Source organism: Coleofasciculus sp. D1-CHI-01, assembly GCF_040218875.1.
GTDB lineage: Bacteria > Cyanobacteriota > Cyanobacteriia > Cyanobacteriales > Coleofasciculaceae > Coleofasciculus.
In genome coordinates, this window is the sequence record NZ_JAVJQP010000028.1 from 79,917 (window position 1) to 97,560 (window position 17,644).

The window sequence follows — 17,644 nt, forward strand, 5'->3', positions numbered from 1 at the left end:
AAATAGGACAAAACGCTCAGAACTACAAAAGAACGTGCTGATTTTGGCATAATTTGTCGATTGGTTCGATCGTCTGTTAATACTAAAGACACTAACTTATCGTTCTTTTGTGATTTTTGTAGGAATGTCCAACGGTCTTGTCCCTAGAGGATGGCATTGGCGCTATTATTATCGCTCACTGGTTGCTGTCTTGCTGACGAGTAGCATCATCACTCAGGGCTACGTGGCTAAAACGGCTCAAGCTCAAACGGCTGCCTATTGCCACTTTACGGATGATGCGATCGCGCAAAAAGAAAGCCTGCGCCAGGGTGCGATTAAAGGAAATCCAGATTTCAATAACCGCTATAAAGCCATCGTCAAGCAACATGCTGACGTTTTGCGCCAATGTCGCGATCGCACCTTCCCCCAAGACCAAGCGATCTGGCTACGCCTCTATGCCTGTGATGTTCGTGCGGGTGCGATTGATGAGATTCTTGACCGGATTGTCAATCGAGGGTACAACAAGGTCTATGTTGAAGTCTTTTCCGATGGTCAAGTTTTACTCCCCGCCTCAGACAACCCCACCCCCTGGCCCCCCGTCGTGCGAACACCGGGATATGAACGGGTCGATTTATTAGCCCAGACGATTCAAAAAGGGCATGAACGGGGATTGCGGGTTTATGCTTGGATGTTCTCGATGAACTTCGGCTACAGGTATGCTCAACGCAGCGATCGGCAAAGTGTTCTGGCTCGCAATGGTCGCGGTCAAACCAGTTTATCCTTTGTTCATGACCAGTCCCAAGCCTTTATTGATCCCTATAATAATCAAGCTAAAACTGATTACTACCAATTGGTTCAGGCGGTGACGAAACGTCGTCCTGATGGTGTTTTATTTGACTATATTCGTTATCCGCGTGGCAGTGGCTCAGATTCAGTTGTCACGAAGGTAAAAGATTTATGGATCTATAGTGATGCGTCTCGACAAGCCTTATATAATCGCGCTCTTAATAATCAAGGGCGAGAACTGATTCAGCGCTATGTACAGGATGGTTCGATTAGTGCGGGCGATGTGGAATCGGTCAAGACGCGCTATGCCAACGAATCCACCCCAATGTGGCAAGGGCGATCGCCCTCTGAGTCAGATAGTGCAGCATCCATAAACTGGCAACTGTGGCAGCTTAGTGTGGCTCATGCGGCTCAAGGGGTGTTAGATTTTCTGTCCATGGCAACATTACCCGTTCAACGGGCGGGAATCAAAGCCGGAGCCGTATTTTTTCCCGATGGCAATCAAGTGGTGGGGCGAGGGGGGTATGATTCTCGACTACAACCTTGGGATCATTTTTCTCCATCCCTAGAATGGCATCCCATGTCTTATGGTGTTTGCGGTCATACGGGTTGTATTGAGAGCTTAGTCCGACGAGTTGTGGATAAGGCACCCCTGAATACCAAAATCACACCAGCACTAGCTGGAACCTGGGGTAAATCTGTCAGCAATCGCCCCTCTCTAGAAAAACAGATGCAGGCAATCCGCCAGCGAATACCCAATGTCAGTGGTATCAGTCATTTTGCTTTTTCCTGGCAAGATCCTCAATTTGACCGCGATCGCAAGTTCTGTCGGTTACAGTAAAGTTTCATCAGAAACTTTGTCCAGGCGATTGCTATGGGCGGAGTCGTTCGTAAGGCAAGTGAAACAATAATGGTAACGCTGCAATTGAGGCAAATTAGTGTACCGCCCGGACATCGGGTGCTGTTTTATGAGGTGGGTTGGTCGGAATTTGAAGCGATTTTAGCGGAATTGGGAGAGCATCGCGCTAGTCGAGTGGCTTATCTCGATCAAACGTTGGAGATTAGGATGCCTTTGCCGGAACATGAAAAAGCCAAGGTTATTATTGGAGATTTATTAAAGATATTACTAGATGAATTAGAAATTGATTGGGAACCCTTCGGCTCAACAACTTTTAAACGACAAGATATGATGGCTGGAATTGAACCCGATGATTGTTTTTATATCCAAAATGCAGCTCGGATGATTGGGCGAGAAAGTCTGGATTTAACCGTTGATCCGCCGCCTGATTTGGCAATAGAAATAGATGTAACGTCTAAGACTCAGTTAAGTGCTTATCAGGTGTTAGGGGTGCCGGAAATTTGGCGCTATAAGAATCGCCGATTGCAGGTTTATGTGTTGCAATCAGGAAAGTATGTTGAATCAGCGACAAGTCCGACGTTTCCTGATTTTCCCGTGATTGAGGAGATTTCTCGGTTTTTAGAGATGGCGCGACTATCGGGAACAAGTCAGGCTTTAAGGGCGTTTCGGCGATGGGTGAGGGACAGGGGAAATTAGCGGTTGCTGAATAAGGGTTGTGGTGGGGTTAGAGAGCAGGGGAAGCAGGGGGAGCAGAGGCAGCAGGGGGAGCAAGGGTACATTTTTCCTGACTCTCTCGCCGTAGGTGTCAATAATTGCTCTCATCCTTGTAGTGCGTTTAGCGAAGCCATGCCGCAGGCTTTGCATCTTGCTCGCTACTAATACCCCATTTAAATGCATGACAGCTTAGGACGAGCGTCTCCCTCGCTATTTTACATAGCTTAATGATGTAGTGATTAAACCGTTTCGGGAGGAAACCATCTTCACCCAGATGGCTGACTATTTAGGTGTACGCTATCGCTATGAGTTCACTCCTTCAATCTCCCTATCCGAGGAAAAAACCTGTCCATTGTTGCTGACACCAGAACATTTAGCGATAATGCCAAGTGAGTGGATCATACAACTCCATCAAGCAGCTAGCAGTCTTGTATGATGAACCAACTCATTGAGCAAATTTCGGCATCTAACGCTCCTTAGCTGCAGCCCTTGCCCTTATGGTTAATGAGTTTCGGTTTGATCACCCTACTGAACCTGACGCAACCCTTTTACCATGAGTAACCCAAAGAATCCCGGCTATGTCTTAATTGTTGATGATCAGCCTAACAATCTGCGTTTGTTATCGACAACTCTAACCGAGGCAGGATATCGGGTAAGAAATGCCATTAGTGCAAAGATGGCATTAATGGGGATCGAAAAGGCTTTACCGCAGCTCATTTTGCTGGATATTATGATGCCTCAAATGGATGGGTATGAACTGTGCCAGCACTTAAAATCCGAGGAACGCACCCAGCACATTCCCGTCATTTTTTTGAGCGCATTGGATAATGAATGGGATAAAGTAAAAGCCTTTGACGTGGGGGGGGCAGACTATATTACCAAACCCTTTCATGTGAAAGAAGTGTTATCGCGGGTGAATAACCAACTGACGATTGTCCGCCAGCAACAGCATATTGTTGAGCAAAATCAGCAATTGCAGTACCAAAATCAACAACTTCAGCAGCTTAACGCAGAGCTAATCCGCTCAAATCAGGACTTGGAAGAATTTGCCCGCATCGCCTCTCATGATTTGCGATCGCCCCTGCAAACGATGAAAGCGTTTGGTCAGCTTTTTTGCCAAAAATACCAGAGTTTGTTGGATGATAAAGCCGCTCACTACATGAATCGAATTTTAGAAGCAGGCGATCGCATGGAACAGCTAATTCAAGATTTGCTGAATTATTCACGAGTCGAGACTCAGGGAGAAGAATTTGAACCCACCGACTGTAATCAGGTGGTTGAGTCTGTTTTGGCGAATTTAGACAGTGTGATTCAAGAGCAGGGTGCTGTGATTACCTGCGAACATTTACCCATCGTCATGGCAGATGGCATCCAACTGGTACAACTGTTTCAAAACTTAATCAGTAATGCCCTCAAATTTTGCTCCCCGGAAGTTGCACCGGAGATTAAAATTGCGGCAGAATTGCGCCAAAAAACGTCTTCATTGAGTGATGAATTCGCTATGGTATTGCCGAGTACGTCAGAACCCACTGCGGTGAATGAATGGGTGTTTCGGGTTGAGGATAATGGGATTGGTGTGGAAGCGGCGTATTTTGAACGAATTTTTAAGGTATTCCAACGTCTACACACCAATGAAGAATATCCAGGTACAGGAATTGGTTTATCGATTTGTCAGAAAATTGTGGAACATCACGGCGGACAAATTTGGGTTGAATCATCTCCGGGAGTTGGAACAACCTTTTATTTCACGATTCCAGCGTTATTAACTCCGGAGGCGGGGAAACAGGGGGAGTAGGTAGGGTACTGCTGAATAAGTGTTGTGGTGAGGGGGAGCGGGGGTATCCGAGATCCCACAAACCAACACCTATAGAAACCCTGTCTGGGCAATCCACAGGAATAAATATACCGTAGGGGCGACCCGCCTGCATCAATGAACACCACCTATCCACTCAATTGTATCGGGTCGCCCTTTACTCAAACTAAATTGTCAGTGATATGAAATCTAATGGTGCGTTACGCTTTGCTAACGCACCCTACAGTTTGGTAATAATTTTACGGCAATTGTGTGATAATTTGTCTGGTTGCAAATTGTATTTTTTTAACGCAGAGGACGCAGAGGTTAACGCAGAGGTTCGCAGAGGAATTGGGGGGTAGGTGTCTCCATTCCCCGTTCCCTGTCAAACCAAAGATGCCAATGTTGTACTAAATCGCTCAACTTCGGCTTCGGTGTTGTAATAATGAACAGAAGCCCTTAAAACAGACGCCAACCCGCGTGCGTCCATATCTAATCGCGTGCCTTGGGCGGAAGAAACCGATAGATTAATCTTTTTTTCACTCAGTAACTGCTTAATTTCACTGGGTTCTTTTCCCGCAACCGTAAAGCTAACAATCCCGCATTTTTTCTGCCCTAAATCCTGAACCTTCACCCCATCAATATCACTCAGTTGGTCACGTAATCGTTCCGCCAAATGACGAATCCGATGCTCAATCGCTTGGCGTAATTTAGGAATAGAAATTTGCCCAAATTCATCATTGGGAATCACCTCAATAGTTGCCCCTGTCTTGCGAGCAACTTGCAGAAACGCAATGAAATTACTACCATATTCTGATACGCCCGTAAGGATGCGATCGCCTTTCTGAAACGGTATGCTATAAAACCCCATATCCCAGGCTCTGGTGGCATTCTCAATCAGGGCAACCTCCTGCCGCTGACAGCCTAACAGTGTCGCCACGGCATCATACACCCGTTCCACTGCCTCAACTTGCTGTGCTGCCGCTTCATAGCCTCCGATTTGGGCTTCTAATTGTAAATGCCCGACAACGGCATCTAAAACCGGCTGCGGCATTAATGCTGCACCCGCATTATTAAAATGTAAAACCGTCTTACAGCCCGGTGTGTCTTGACGGGCGCGTTGCCAATCCAATTTGACACTCCCCACCCTATAAGTGCGGGGATTCTTTGTTCAACGACTCAACTTGCCTTGATAGGATTTCTCCAATCAAAGTAGAGGTCGAATCTCCCAAAGCGTTCGGATTCAACATCACTGTTCCGACGAGCCTTTCTTTTTGCGTGAAACTCGTCTAGCTAGGAATCTTAGACGCTTCTCGCCTTCCCGGTAAAATCGGGGATTGGGTTCTTGATGCCCATTGCTATCGGTATAGAACTCTTTGAGTCCTACATCCAACCCAATGGCTTTCCCTGTCGGCTGACTCTCTACTTTATTCTCGGCATTGACCAAGAATTGAACCAAGAATTGAACGTAGTAGCCATCGGCGCGACGGACTAACCGCACCCGCTTTATCTGAGCGAGTTGATAGAAATTTAAGTCCCACGTCCCTTTGAGCTTGAGTTTGCCAATTCCTTTTTTATCTGTGAAGGTTATTTGTTTTCGAGTCTCAGAAAGTTTCCAGCCGCTAGTTTTGTATTCAACTGAACGGCAGTTTTTCTTAAACTGTGGATAGCCTTTTTTGCCAGGAATCTGCTTTTTGCAATTGCTATAGAATCGAGCAATTGATGAATAAGCTCTTTCTACAGCCGTTTGACAAGCATGAGAATTCAAGTCCTTGACAAAGGGAAATTCAGCCCTAAGCGACGTGTTATAACGATACAGATCCTTTTGTCCTATGTTTTGGTTGTCCATCCAGTAACGGATGCATTTGTTGCGGACAAATTGAGCGGTTTGAATCGCTTCATCAATCGCTGAGTATTGAGTTGTCTTTCCTTTAGCCTTGAACTCGAAGACTAACATCTGACGTGGAACAACAACTCGACATCAACATGGTAACACAGAAAAAGTCGTCCTGGAAGGTGTTCCTGAGCGTGTCGAAGGACGAGGCTTGAGACCCAAATATTCGGTCATGAGCAAAAAAGTACCTGGGCATTCAATTCTGTCCGCTTCACTAAGAAATTTGAACAAGCATCAAATCCCTACTTTTCCCTGTTCCCCATTCCCCATTCCCCACTCTCAACCGTCAACTTTAATTTTGTCCGACTATTTATGTTACCTTAGAAAGGTTGTCAAAAATCGCACATTCAGGATTTCGGGTGTTTCCCACCAGGAAATCCGCCTGAATGGAGGATAAACCCGAATAAGGAGTTTAAATTAATTATGCCAGTCGTCTCTTTGGCTCAAATGATGGAAGCCGGGGTTCACTTCGGTCATCAGACCCGCCGTTGGAATCCCCGCATGGATCAGTACATTTATACTGCCCGAAATGGTGTTCATATCATTGACTTGGTGCAAACTGCCCAGCTGATGGAAGAAGCCTACAGCTACATGCGAATCGCCACCGAACAAGGAAAACGCTGTCTGTTTGTCGGTACCAAGCGGCAAGCCGCCGGAATTATTGCCCAAGAAGCCAGTCGTTGTGGTGCGTACTACGTCAACCAACGCTGGTTGGGAGGAATGTTAACCAACTGGGAAACCATTAAAGGGCGGGTTGAACGATTAAAAGAACTGGAACGCCGGGAAGAAAGTGGTGCCCTTGACCTCTTGCCGAAAAAAGAAGCCGCCGTACTGCGCCGGGAACTGGGCAAGTTGCAAAAATATCTCGGTGGCATCAAAATGATGCGGCGCATCCCCGACATTGTGGTGATTATTGACCAGCGCCGGGAATACAATGCCATCAAAGAGTGCGAAAAACTCAGCATTCCCGTGGTATCGATGCTGGATACGAACTGTGACCCGGATGTGGTGGATATTCCGATTCCCGCCAATGACGATGCGATTCGGTCAATTAAACTGATCATTGGTAAGTTAGCCGATGCCATCTATGAAGGGCGTCACGGGGAACTGGAAACAGAGGACGAGCAAGAGTTTGCCCAAGCCATCGAGGAGATGGAAGACGAATACAGCGAGGAAGATATGGACTCCTTTGAGTCAGACGAGGAAAGCCAGAACAGCGCCGAGGAAAGCCAGAACAGCGCTGAGGAAAGCCAGAACAGTGCTGAGGAAAGCCAGAACAGCGAAGAATAAGCGGCGATGCATTTTCAGGCTCACCCGATACACTGGGGTTATCTGTCCGTTGTTCAGTGGCACTGAGTAGTTACCAAACCGGAGTAATGGTTAGACTTACCGATTTGCTCCGGTTTTTGTCCGATTTGTTCCAAGATAGTGCTAATCGTTAACACGACAAAAACAAAGGAGGAATAAAGGCAAGATGGCGGAAATATCAGCAAAACTCGTCAAAGAGTTACGGGAAAAAACTGGCGCAGGTATGATGGACTGCAAAAAAGCCCTCAAAGAAAATGAGGGCGATATGAACAAAGCCATCGAATGGCTGCGTCAGAAAGGAATTGCCTCAGCTGAGAAAAAATCCGGTCGGATGGCGGCTGAAGGAATTGTGGGTAGCTATATCCACACTGGGGGACGAGTTGGTGTCTTAGTGGAGGTCAACTGCGAGACGGATTTTGTGGCTCGTCGCGAGGAATTCCAAGCCTTAGTCAAGGATATCGCGATGCAAGTGGCAGCTTGTCCGAATGTCGAGTATGTTTCTGTGGAGGATATTCCCGCCGCTATTACCCAACGAGAAAAAGAAATTGAAATGGGGCGTGATGACCTAGCGAAGAAACCGGACAATATTAAAGAGAAGATTGTTCAGGGGCGGATTGAGAAACGGTTGAAGGAATTATCATTAATGGATCAACCTTATATCCGAGATCAAAGCAAATCTGTGGAAGAGTTGGTCAAAGAAACCGTTGCGCTGTTAGGAGAAAATATCCAGGTGCGTCGCTTTACCCGCTATGTTCTGGGTGAGGGGATTGAATCGGAATCATCAGACTAAATGTCGCGTCGCTGAAGCCGTTTATTGTAGGGGCGCATGGCGTGCGCCCTTAGTTATCGGAGAAAATTTAACTTCCGATTTAAGAAAAATACACCCAAGAACGTTAACAGTGGTGGGTTACGGCGGATAGTTAATTAAATGGGTACCGCTTTAATGAAAGTCCGCCTAACCCACCCTACTGGACTGACACAGCTAAAATTGTGGGATAGATTTATCGTTAAATCGTATCGTTAAATCGGGCGCACGTCGGTGCGCCCCTACAATGCTAATCAACCAATTAAGGTGTGCCACGCCACTACGTTTTTTGGTAAAAAGGAGACCTATCGGGAGTAGTAGCAGATAATGGTGAGCGCAATTGAACGCATTGAGCAGGACTTAGGTAAGATGGAGGGAGCGATCGCACATCTGGCTTCCCAACTTCACGACAGTTACGCCACCTATTTGACCGTGTTGGGGCAAACCGTGCAAAAACAGTTAATGCTGGCAGGTTATCAGGTGTGTACTCAAGGCTATCCCGACGCCTTTTTAAGTTTGTCCTTCAATCAGCGCCAAAATTTACAGCAAGCCTTGCGTCAGATTGGCAAGGAAGGACAAGACGAGTTACTTTTACACCTACAGCTTCCTCAAGACCTATCCTTAAGCCTGGACGATGAACTAGAAGACGAGGATGAGGAGTTAGAACCGCTGATGGAGTCAACGGAATCCTCGGCGGAAACGACGACGAATCCATCTCCCGATTCAGCCCTCACCCCCCAAAAACCGATTCTGCCGGATCAACTGCTACAGTGGCAAGAGATGCTCGAAGACCAAATTGCTCTCACCTTGCAAACGGTTTCCGTGGAGACGAATCATCTTTTACAACAAGAGGGTATTATTCCTGATAAACTACCCCCAACTGTCCTGGAAGCGGCAACCAAAGCGGATGCGGCGGGTGAAAGCAGTCCGGGTTCAAATCTACTCAACCTTTTAGTCGAAACCCAAACGCCGGAGGATGACGATGATTCAACCCTAACCAGAATTATTGCGGTTAACCTGCGCCTATCCGAAATTGAGTTTACAGAACCGCAATTGGTCAAAGTGCGGAATCAAATCCGTAACCTGCTTGCCCATACCACTAAATTTCAGCGACAATATCGTAAAAAACAACGGGAGTGGGCAGTAGTTCAAGCCGAAGCAGCATGGCGGGCGAGTTGGTTTGAGGATTAGTTATAGCGCTAGGCAATAGGCAATAGGCAATAGGCAATAGGCAATAGGCAATAGTGAAGAAAAAAGCTTATTAATCATCAGAGATTGTGAGTACAGAATTTCCAGATTGGACACGATTGCAAAAAGCGCTAGCGGTGGAAGCCGAAAATGGCTTTACTGATTTACAGGGAAATCAGTATCGTTTTAGTGAGTTTCTTTGCCTCAGTTTGGGCAAGACACCCAACGGACTTCTCCCGGTGGAACGACGCAAATGGCAGTCAATTGCGGCTGAGTTTGAACGTTATCATCATCAGACGGTAGAAGCGCGTCAACATCTGGTGGTAGATACGCAACAGTTCCTCAACAAGCTGCAACAGGAACTTCAGCGCCGGGAATGGGAAAAGACTCATCCGCCTCAAACATCGATGGTTAAATCTCCCCAGACTACGCCTCTGGTGGCGGAAACCTCCAAATTAAACGTTAATTTTACCCTGGACTCACCGTTGTCCGAGTTACCCGATATTGGTCGTCGCCGCAGTGATTATTTAGGGCGTTTGGGAGTATATACGGTGCGAGATATGCTCTACTATTATCCGAGGGATCATATTGATTATGCCCGTCAGGTGAATATTAAAGAGTTAGTCGCCGGGGAGACGGTAACGGTAGTGGGTACGGTGAAGCGTTGTAACTGTTTTACCAGTCCTCGGAATAAAAAGTTATCGATTTTTGAGTTATTAATTAAAGATAGTACGGGTCAACTGAAACTGAATCGCTTCTTTGCCGGGAATCGTTTCAATCATCGGGGATGGCAAGAACAACAAAAACGTCGCTATCCAACGGGGGCAATTGTGGCGGCGTCGGGGTTGGTGAAAAAGAATAAGTATGGGATTACTCTGGATACCCCGGAAATTGAGGTTTTAGACCATTTGGGGGGGAGTATTGATTCTTTAAAAATTGGTCGGGTGATGCCCGTTTATCCGTTGACCGAAGGGGTTCCCGCCGATTGGGTGAGACAAGCGGTGATGGCGGCGTTACCTGCGGTGAATCAATTGCAAGAGCCGTTGCCCAAGGGGATGCGCCAGCAGTATGATTTGATGGGAGTCAGTGACGCGATCGCGAATCTCCATTTTCCCACAGATACGGATACCCTCAGCCGTGCTAGACGCCGTTTGGTGTTTGATGAGTTCTTCTATTTACAATTAGGATTTCTCCAGCGGCGGAAAATGCAGCAGCAACAGCAATCCAGTGCTATTCTCGCGCCCACGGGGAAACTGGTTGATCAATTTTATCACCTGCTACCCTTTGACCTCACCTCTGCCCAAAAACGGGTGGTCAACGATATTCTCAATGATTTACAACAACCCACGCCGATGAATCGGTTAGTTCAAGGGGATGTGGGTTCCGGGAAAACCGTGGTGGCGGTGCTGGCAATTTTGGCGGCGATTCAATCGGGGTATCAAGCCGCGTTAATGGCACCAACGGAAGTATTAGCAGAACAGCATTATCGTAAGTTAGTCAGTTGGTTTAATTTACTCCATCTTCCCGTGGAATTACTAACGGGTTCGGTGAAGGTAAAGAAGCGCCGGGAAATCCATTCTCAGTTGGAAACTGGGGAATTACCTTTATTGGTAGGAACTCATGCGTTAATTCAGGACCCAGTGAATTTTCAACGCTTAGGATTAGTGGTGATTGATGAACAGCATCGGTTTGGTGTAGAACAACGGGCGCAGTTGCAACAAAAGGGACAATCGCCTCATGTGTTAACCCTGACAGCGACGCCAATTCCGCGAACCTTGGCGTTAACTTTGCACGGGGATTTGGATGTGAGTCAAATTGATGAATTACCGCCAGGGCGTCAAAACATTCACACGTCGGTATTAACGGGGAAGGAACGCCAAAACGCCTATGACTTGATGCGGCGGGAAATCGCCCAAGGGCGTCAGGTGTATATAGTCCTACCGTTAATTGAAGAATCAGAGAAATTAGATGTGCGATCGGCAGTAGAGGAACATCAGCGACTCTCTGAAAGTATTTTCCCACAATTTCAGGTGGGATTGTTACATGGGCGGATGAGTTCGGCGGAAAAGGATGAGGCGCTGAATGCGTTTCGGGATAATCAGACACAAATTATTGTTTCAACAACAGTAATTGAGGTAGGGGTAGATGTTCCCAATGCGACGGTGATGATGATTGAAAATGCGGAACGGTTTGGCTTGTCGCAGTTGCACCAATTACGGGGGCGGGTGGGACGCGGTTCACATCAATCCTATTGTTTATTAATGAGTGGGTCAAAAACCGATACCGCGCGTCAGCGTTTGGGGGTGTTGGAACAGTCTCAAGATGGCTTTTTTATCTCGGAGATGGATATGCGGTTTCGGGGTCCTGGGGAGGTTTTAGGGCGGCGTCAGTCAGGGTTGGCGGATTTTGCTTTAGCCAGTTTAGTTGAGGATCAAGAGGTGTTGAATTTGGCAAGAGATGCGGCGGAGAAGATTGTGCTGGAGGATAAGGCGTTGGAGAATTTGCCGTTAATTAAGGCGGAGTTAGATTATCGGTATTCTAAGTTAATGGGTGGAGCGATTTTAACCTGAGTGAGGATGAATGTCGCTAACCTGAAGAGGTGACAAGCCGCTCACATCATTGAGGCTGACTTTCGTTCTCCAATAGCTGAGAAAATGAAGCCACTCGTCCACGATTGACAAGTTTTTTATAAGCTGTCAATACTTCTTTCGCTAGTTCTTTGAGTGAATTTGCTGACTTAAATGTTTTTTTAATATCAAAGTTTTCATTCCCTCTGTCTTCAAATTCGGCATTTAAATCAATTATTATATCCTTCAGTATTAAATGAATACATTTGAATAAATTGACTTCATCAAAAGGAGTTTGACAAAAAGATTCTGGTTTTTTACAGAACTGCTTACCAACTTCATCAGTTGATAAAGCTTCTCCAAGTAGATAAAGGAGAATAAATTTAGTAACCTGATACCTGCTAAATAACTCTGGCTTAATTTCACCCAAGTCTTTCTGGATTTCGTTATATACTTTAAAAAGTGTAACGATTCTCCCACCAGTTACTTCTGGACGTGCAAATATAGTTTGATATAACTCATCAAATATTTTATTGTTGCTTTGAATAGACCAAGGCTCTCTTTTATCAAAGGTGAGCAAAATTTGTCCTGCAATCTTATTATCTATAACGGTGCGATTTTTAGAAACCTCTCCAGATTTAATCTGATAAAAGTATTGCGGATAGTTTTCATCTATCTCTCGTTGAATTCTGACCTGAGTTGCCGTATTTGAACGAAAATCTCTTACTTTAATTCCATTTTGATTATTGCTGTTATACGTAATTTTAGGGATTAGCTCAGAATTAGATTCTACCTCAATTATACGGGTTAATATTCGTAAGTCTTTAGTAACATGATTCTTTTTGTCATAAAGACAAGATAAGCTTTGACATCCATTTACAACGGCATAATCTGCAATCTTTATTTTGCCATCTTCCGAAGTATCTAATTGATTACAAACAATAGTTATTCCGTTGTGATATAGCAAAAATAGGTTATGCTCTGATTTATTGTCAATACTTTTTAAAATATCTTTATTTACTTTTGTTCTCCCTAGACTTTTTCTTAAATTCCAATCAAAAATTTGTTGATTATGTATTCCCTCCATTTTTACTAAATCTGTTGCAGACAAAGGAGCTATTACAACCTTAGCTTCATTATCAACATTGTACTCGGCATAGTCTAAACCAAAAACATCAAAAGATAGCTCTGATGTCGCCCGAATTGCTTTGTCACTCGCCACATACATTTGAGAAATGAAAGATTTATCCCAAACTTCCAGTTTAACGGATGAAGCAGTAGCATCAATCAAGCTATCAGCATTAGAATCTTTGTCTGCATTAGTCACAAAAATTCCACGTATTGAATATCCTGATGAATCTAAAACATCTTTATGTTCAATAAGCAAATTTTTAAGCTGCTGGTTACTCGTCGAACCCAGCGATTCTAATCCTTGCTCTGTGGTTAATTGGTTCAAGCTTCCAATAAACTCTTTGAGTTGACTATCGCCTAAAGTTTTATTTTCTCTTTGAACACTTGATGGATTGTCACTGCTACTCTATTCTTCTGAGCAATATGAGTGATTTCCGCTAGAACTAGAGTAGGAACAAAAATTTGAACTTCGCCTGCTTCAGCCTGGGTAAGAATCTGATCAGCCATGGGCGATAAACGTTTATCCTCAGTAAGAAACCATACCAGGACATGAGTATCTACTACATAGGTATCCATTTTTTACCTCAATCTTGCCAATTATAGGCATCCCGAAAAACAGCTTGTTTTGCCGCTTCTATATCCTTATCTGTGATCTCAACATCTTTCCATAATCCTTTTAAATGAGTTTGACGCTTGGTATTCTGAACTTGATGAGCCACAAGTTGTCTTAAAGCTTCCAATTCTTGTTGGATGGCTTCAATCCGTGCTAAAACATACTCACTCATTGATTAACATCTCCTCTAGTTCAAAAGTAAACGGATGCCGTTTCACCAAAAAGCAATAGCGCTTTTTAATCCATCTGTGCTAACTGTTACTAACCTCTCGATTTATCTATCTGTTCCGAGCATCCAACTACGTCTATCCTACTGCCCCAATCAGATTTGAGTCAATTGAAAGACTTGGGTTAATTGTGACACAGCCAAAAGGTCAGTTGGTAGATGCGCGATCGCACGACAGCAGCAAACCCCCTGATTTATACTCATTTTTGCTTAAACTGCACGCTTGGACAATTTTCGTCGGGTAGCATAGCTGTATAGCAGTAGACACATCGATTAGGACTTTCGGCATCATTGTAGAGACGCGCCATGGCGCGTCTCTACATAAATGATGTGTCCTAACCGCTATGGCGGTTGCTATACATACTTAGAGTGTATCTCTGAGGAATCGGCTGAGGAGGAATGAGTGAGACTGAGATAAAATAACCATAACCTTAGCTTATGTCACCCCTCCAGGTTTATGGCGCTAAAGCGCAACTACAAACCGAACAACATAACCGTTATGAAAGTAGAGTCCATTTCTATTCAAAACTTCAAGCTATTTGATCAAGAAATCAAAATTGAGTTTAAGAATAAAGTCCTTGATGAAGTTAGTGATCAATTTTTAATCCTCGGCGACAATGGCACCGGTAAAACAACAGTATTACAGGCGATAGCTCTCCCCTTAGCATTAGCCACCCGACAAATCCGCCGCGTTACAGAATTCGACTGGATTGGATTTCTACCACAACGATATCAGCGATGGGGAACTCCTCGCATTGAACTCGATATATCCTTCACCGATGAAGAACTAGAAATCACTCAAACTCTGGCTCATCAATGGCATAAGGCTCAACCCAATTTACCCTTTGTTGAACCGGGAAATAGTCGGTTAGTTCATTTAGTCTTAGACGGTGAAAATTGTAGTGCCGGAACAGCATCAGAGTATTGTCAATTTGCTGGACGTTACTATGGGATTCAGCTACTCAAAACTGATCCATCGGTTCGTTCGCTATTTTCCCGATTACCCGGATTATTCTGGTTTGATCAGTTTCGCCATGCGGGTTATACCTCACCTTCACCGACAACGAATGATCAACTATCTGAAGATAGAACGCTTGATTCTTATCATAGCCGCATCTCTTTTGATTTTGGTGTCTCTAAGCTACGGAAGTATCTGAATGGCTGGAGACTCGCCCAGCTATTGCAGGAATTACCGCGATCAGTCAAGCAACAGTCATGGCTTTGTGCTTAAATCGATTCATTATTCCTTGCCCGCCAGCGCTGGGTTCAAGTTGGCTGGCATCCCCCCATAGATTAAGTAAAATGTTATGTCTAGTCTCAAAGATGCCCTGTTTGCCTTTATCCTGGTTGCACTCCTGATTCTGGTGGGGCGGTTCATTCACCAAAAAATCCGTTGGATACAGAAACTCTACATTCCCGAATCCATTGTCGCGGGTGTGGTGGCGCTGATGTTGGGACCCCAAGTTTTGGGTGCGATCGCAAATCCAACTTCACCCCTAGCCAATGGTGTCTTCCCTGAATCCATTCGGGATGTGTGGTCACAGTCTCCTGGGGTATTTATCAATATCGTCTTCGCCGCCTTGTTTCTGGGTGAATCGATTCCCCATCCCCGAGACATCTGGAATAAAGCTGCACCTCAGGTTGTATTTGGTCAAAGTTTGGCGTGGGGACAATATGTAGTCGGGATTTTACTCACCTTGCTAATCCTGATCCCTGTCTTTGGAATCGATCCCACAGCAGCCGCTTTAATTGAAATTGCCTTTGAAGGAGGACATGGTACAGCCGCAGGGATGGCGGGAACGTTTCAAGAGTTGGGGTTTCCCGATGGCGCTGACTTAGCTGTCGGATTAGCCACGGTGGGGATTGTGTCGGGGATTGTCACCGGAACGGTACTGGCGAATTGGGGGAGACGCCAAGGCTATGTGCAAGGCGTTCAGCAAAATGTAGCTGAACCGGAATGGTTTGAGGATTACACCCACAGTGAAACCCCGCAAATCCGCAGGGCGCGATCGCGCTTGATGCGGAATATGTTAATTGATCCGCTGTCGCTGAACTTTGGCTTTGTCGGATTAGCGATCGCGATCGGTTGGTTACTTCTGCAAGGATTAGTCTGGATCGAGTCAGTGACATGGGGTGTCGGCGGATTTGAAATGATGACGTATGTCCCTCTCTTTCCCATGGCGCTAGTTGGCGGGATTATTGTCCAGTTACTCATGGAACGGTTAGGACTCCATCCGCTGATTATTCGCCCTTTAATGAACAATATTGCTGGAGTCGCCTTAGATATTGTCGTCGTTACCGCCTTAGCCACCATTTCTCTAACCGTACTCGGAGAAAACTTTGGTTCTTTTCTGCTGCTGAGTATCGCTGGGATAACTTGGAATATTTTTGGCTTCCTATATCTCGCCCCGCGTGTAATTCCCTCCTACTGGTTTGAACGGGGGCTAGGTGATTTGGGACAATCCATGGGAGTCACCGCAACGGGTATTTTATTATTGCGAATGGTTGACCCTGACAATCGTTCTGGTGCTTTTGAAAGTTTTGCCTACAAACAGTTGTTTTTTGAACCCATTGTTGGCGGTGGATTATTCACCGCAGCTGCACCGAGTCTGATTGCTAGATTTGGTCTGGATTCCATCTTGTTTCTCACTAGCGGGATTCTCGTCGCTTGGCTGATTTTTGGATTTCTCGCATTTGGTAAACAAGCCAGACGAGCCAGAAAAGCGGAAAAAGGAATTGAGTAAGGATAGGATTCGGCGGGGCTGGGGGAGGGTGTAGAGACGTAGCATGCTACGTCTCTACTCCACCGTTAACTTTTATCGTACCTACCTTAAAATAAGCATATCGACGAATCAGAAGGTATCTAGTTGGCTTTTTAGTCCCGGATTGCGGTCACGGGGTTTGTAGGAAAGTATGCTATCCGTCTGCTTTTACATTTGTAAGATCCATGCTCACACATCACCGCTTACCTGTTTGTCTTTCGGTTGTATCCACTGATCTGCCGATTTGGTTCACAATCGAAACGGCGGCTACGCTGTATCAAAAAGAACGCGATCGCTTTCATTTGCTGCTGAGAGAACCCCCACTCCCAGCATGGGAATCCCCACACCCTCCCCAAACGGGTGCCACGGATGTCGTCAAGCGCACTCCCCAACGACTCCTGTGGCTCGAAATTTCCCCCTACCGGATGATTATGACCATGCAGGCAAACGGGAACTTGAGTTATCGTCATCGTTGGGAACGGGGGGTGTACGGTATCAGTCGCTATTGGCTTCATGAAAAGGCGACGAAGAAGCATCAGTCGTTGCAACTGCGAAATTATACCCGGATGCTGAAACTAGAGGGATACCCCTTACCCCAAAGCTTGGAACTTGACTATGAACTCTGGTCTGGTAAAGTGCACCTGGGTCACTACCTTCTCCGGCTACGGATGTACCATTGATGGGATGGGGAATTAGGACAAGAGAATTTTGATTACCAATCCAGTTTTTGCTGGATTTATTAATTATTCGTTATAAATAGAAAAATATATTGTTATGCAACCAGATAATAGAATTCCGCTGGGTTGATGAGACCAGTGCGGCTAGATCAGGAGCATCATGGTAACATTTCGAGATATTCTCACCTATTATCGCCCGTACTGGGGCATCTCGATTTTGAGCATAACGGCTGCCAGTCTATTGGAAATTATTGATTTAGTGGTACCTTATGCGATCGGGCAGATTCTTAATGTCCTATCCGATCAACCGTTGGTTGACATCCTCCCCCCCTTACTTCGTTGA

At 45.5% G+C, this 17,644-nt stretch carries 16 protein-coding genes and 1 pseudogene; 12 read left to right on the forward strand and 5 right to left on the reverse strand.

Translation table 11 applies throughout. The features are described 5' to 3' along the window. The first annotated feature begins 124 nt into the window (after window positions 1–124). The 4 genes from RIB93_RS05650 (at window position 125) to RIB93_RS05665 (ending at window position 4,133) form a co-directional block, all read left to right on the forward strand. Entirely contained in the window at window positions 125–1,606 is a 1,482-nt protein-coding gene (locus RIB93_RS05650) for a family 10 glycosylhydrolase (protein ID WP_446371108.1), read from the forward strand. A 69-nt stretch (window positions 1,607–1,675) separates the two neighbouring features. Beyond that, window positions 1,676–2,320: a Uma2 family endonuclease gene (locus RIB93_RS05655; RefSeq protein ID WP_446371146.1), complete on the forward strand. Its 645-nt coding sequence runs from the start codon at window positions 1,676–1,678 to the stop codon at window positions 2,318–2,320. Window positions 2,321–2,573: 253 nt separating this feature from the next. Continuing rightward, window positions 2,574–2,774 carry a hypothetical protein gene (locus RIB93_RS05660; protein WP_446371110.1) on the forward strand — a complete coding sequence of 67 codons (201 nt, stop codon included), beginning with the start codon at window positions 2,574–2,576 and terminating at the stop codon, window positions 2,772–2,774. Between the two features lie 117 nt (window positions 2,775–2,891). Continuing rightward, window positions 2,892–4,133, forward strand: a complete 1,242-nt coding sequence (locus RIB93_RS05665) for a sensor histidine kinase (protein ID WP_446371112.1) — start codon at window positions 2,892–2,894, stop codon at window positions 4,131–4,133. Between the two features lie 382 nt (window positions 4,134–4,515). Here the strand turns inward: RIB93_RS05665 and RIB93_RS05670 are convergent, their stop codons facing one another. Further along, on the reverse strand, window positions 4,516–5,262 hold the full coding sequence (locus tag RIB93_RS05670; RefSeq protein ID WP_446371114.1) for an aminotransferase class V-fold PLP-dependent enzyme: 747 nt from the start codon (window positions 5,260–5,262) through the stop codon (window positions 4,516–4,518). A gap of 120 nt (window positions 5,263–5,382) precedes the next feature. Next, a pseudogene (locus tag RIB93_RS05675) lies at window positions 5,383–6,087 on the reverse strand (RNA-guided endonuclease InsQ/TnpB family protein); the annotation flags it as partial. Window positions 6,088–6,447: 360 nt separating this feature from the next. Between RIB93_RS05675 and rpsB the strand changes: the two are divergent. The 4 genes from rpsB (at window position 6,448) to recG (ending at window position 11,895) form a co-directional block, all read left to right on the forward strand. After that, the gene (gene rpsB / locus RIB93_RS05680) at window positions 6,448–7,314 is read left to right on the forward strand and encodes a 30S ribosomal protein S2 (protein ID WP_446371116.1); all 867 of its coding nucleotides are present in this window, start codon (window positions 6,448–6,450) and stop codon (window positions 7,312–7,314) included. 184 nt (window positions 7,315–7,498) lie between these two features. Next, on the forward strand, window positions 7,499–8,122 hold the full coding sequence (tsf, locus tag RIB93_RS05685) for a translation elongation factor Ts (protein ID WP_446371118.1): 624 nt from the start codon (window positions 7,499–7,501) through the stop codon (window positions 8,120–8,122). A gap of 342 nt (window positions 8,123–8,464) precedes the next feature. Beyond that, window positions 8,465–9,328: a hypothetical protein gene (locus RIB93_RS05690; RefSeq protein WP_446371120.1), complete on the forward strand. Its 864-nt coding sequence runs from the start codon at window positions 8,465–8,467 to the stop codon at window positions 9,326–9,328. Between the two features lie 86 nt (window positions 9,329–9,414). Continuing rightward, a complete protein-coding gene (recG, locus tag RIB93_RS05695) occupies window positions 9,415–11,895 on the forward strand; it encodes an ATP-dependent DNA helicase RecG (RefSeq protein ID WP_446371122.1) in 2,481 nt (826 codons plus the stop codon). Window positions 11,896–11,941: 46 nt separating this feature from the next. On the opposite strand, the gene RIB93_RS05700 is transcribed toward recG, so the two are convergent. The 3 genes from RIB93_RS05700 to RIB93_RS05710 are packed head-to-tail and all read right to left on the reverse strand — an operon-like array spanning window position 11,942 to window position 13,808. Next, window positions 11,942–13,348 (reverse strand): AIPR family protein, encoded by a 1,407-nt coding sequence (locus tag RIB93_RS05700; protein ID WP_446371124.1) that lies wholly within the window; start codon window positions 13,346–13,348, stop codon window positions 11,942–11,944. Between the two features lie 32 nt (window positions 13,349–13,380). Continuing rightward, window positions 13,381–13,599, reverse strand: coding sequence for a PIN domain-containing protein (locus RIB93_RS05705; RefSeq protein WP_446371126.1), 219 nt, complete (start codon window positions 13,597–13,599; stop codon window positions 13,381–13,383). A gap of 8 nt (window positions 13,600–13,607) precedes the next feature. Further along, the gene (locus tag RIB93_RS05710; RefSeq protein ID WP_006103023.1) at window positions 13,608–13,808 is read right to left on the reverse strand and encodes a hypothetical protein; all 201 of its coding nucleotides are present in this window, start codon (window positions 13,806–13,808) and stop codon (window positions 13,608–13,610) included. A 553-nt stretch (window positions 13,809–14,361) separates the two neighbouring features. Between RIB93_RS05710 and RIB93_RS05715 the strand changes: the two genes are divergently transcribed. The 4 genes from RIB93_RS05715 to RIB93_RS05730 all read left to right on the forward strand — a co-directional run bounded on the left by RIB93_RS05715 (window position 14,362) and on the right by RIB93_RS05730 (window position 17,644). After that, on the forward strand, window positions 14,362–15,093 hold the full coding sequence (locus RIB93_RS05715) for an AAA family ATPase (RefSeq protein WP_446371128.1): 732 nt from the start codon (window positions 14,362–14,364) through the stop codon (window positions 15,091–15,093). 76 nt (window positions 15,094–15,169) lie between these two features. Beyond that, window positions 15,170–16,606, forward strand: a complete 1,437-nt coding sequence (locus RIB93_RS05720; protein WP_446371130.1) for a sodium/glutamate symporter — start codon at window positions 15,170–15,172, stop codon at window positions 16,604–16,606. A 203-nt stretch (window positions 16,607–16,809) separates the two neighbouring features. Beyond that, on the forward strand, window positions 16,810–17,304 hold the full coding sequence (locus tag RIB93_RS05725; RefSeq protein ID WP_446371132.1) for a hypothetical protein: 495 nt from the start codon (window positions 16,810–16,812) through the stop codon (window positions 17,302–17,304). A 157-nt stretch (window positions 17,305–17,461) separates the two neighbouring features. Continuing rightward, entirely contained in the window at window positions 17,462–17,644 is a 183-nt protein-coding gene (locus RIB93_RS05730) for a hypothetical protein (RefSeq protein WP_446371150.1), read from the forward strand.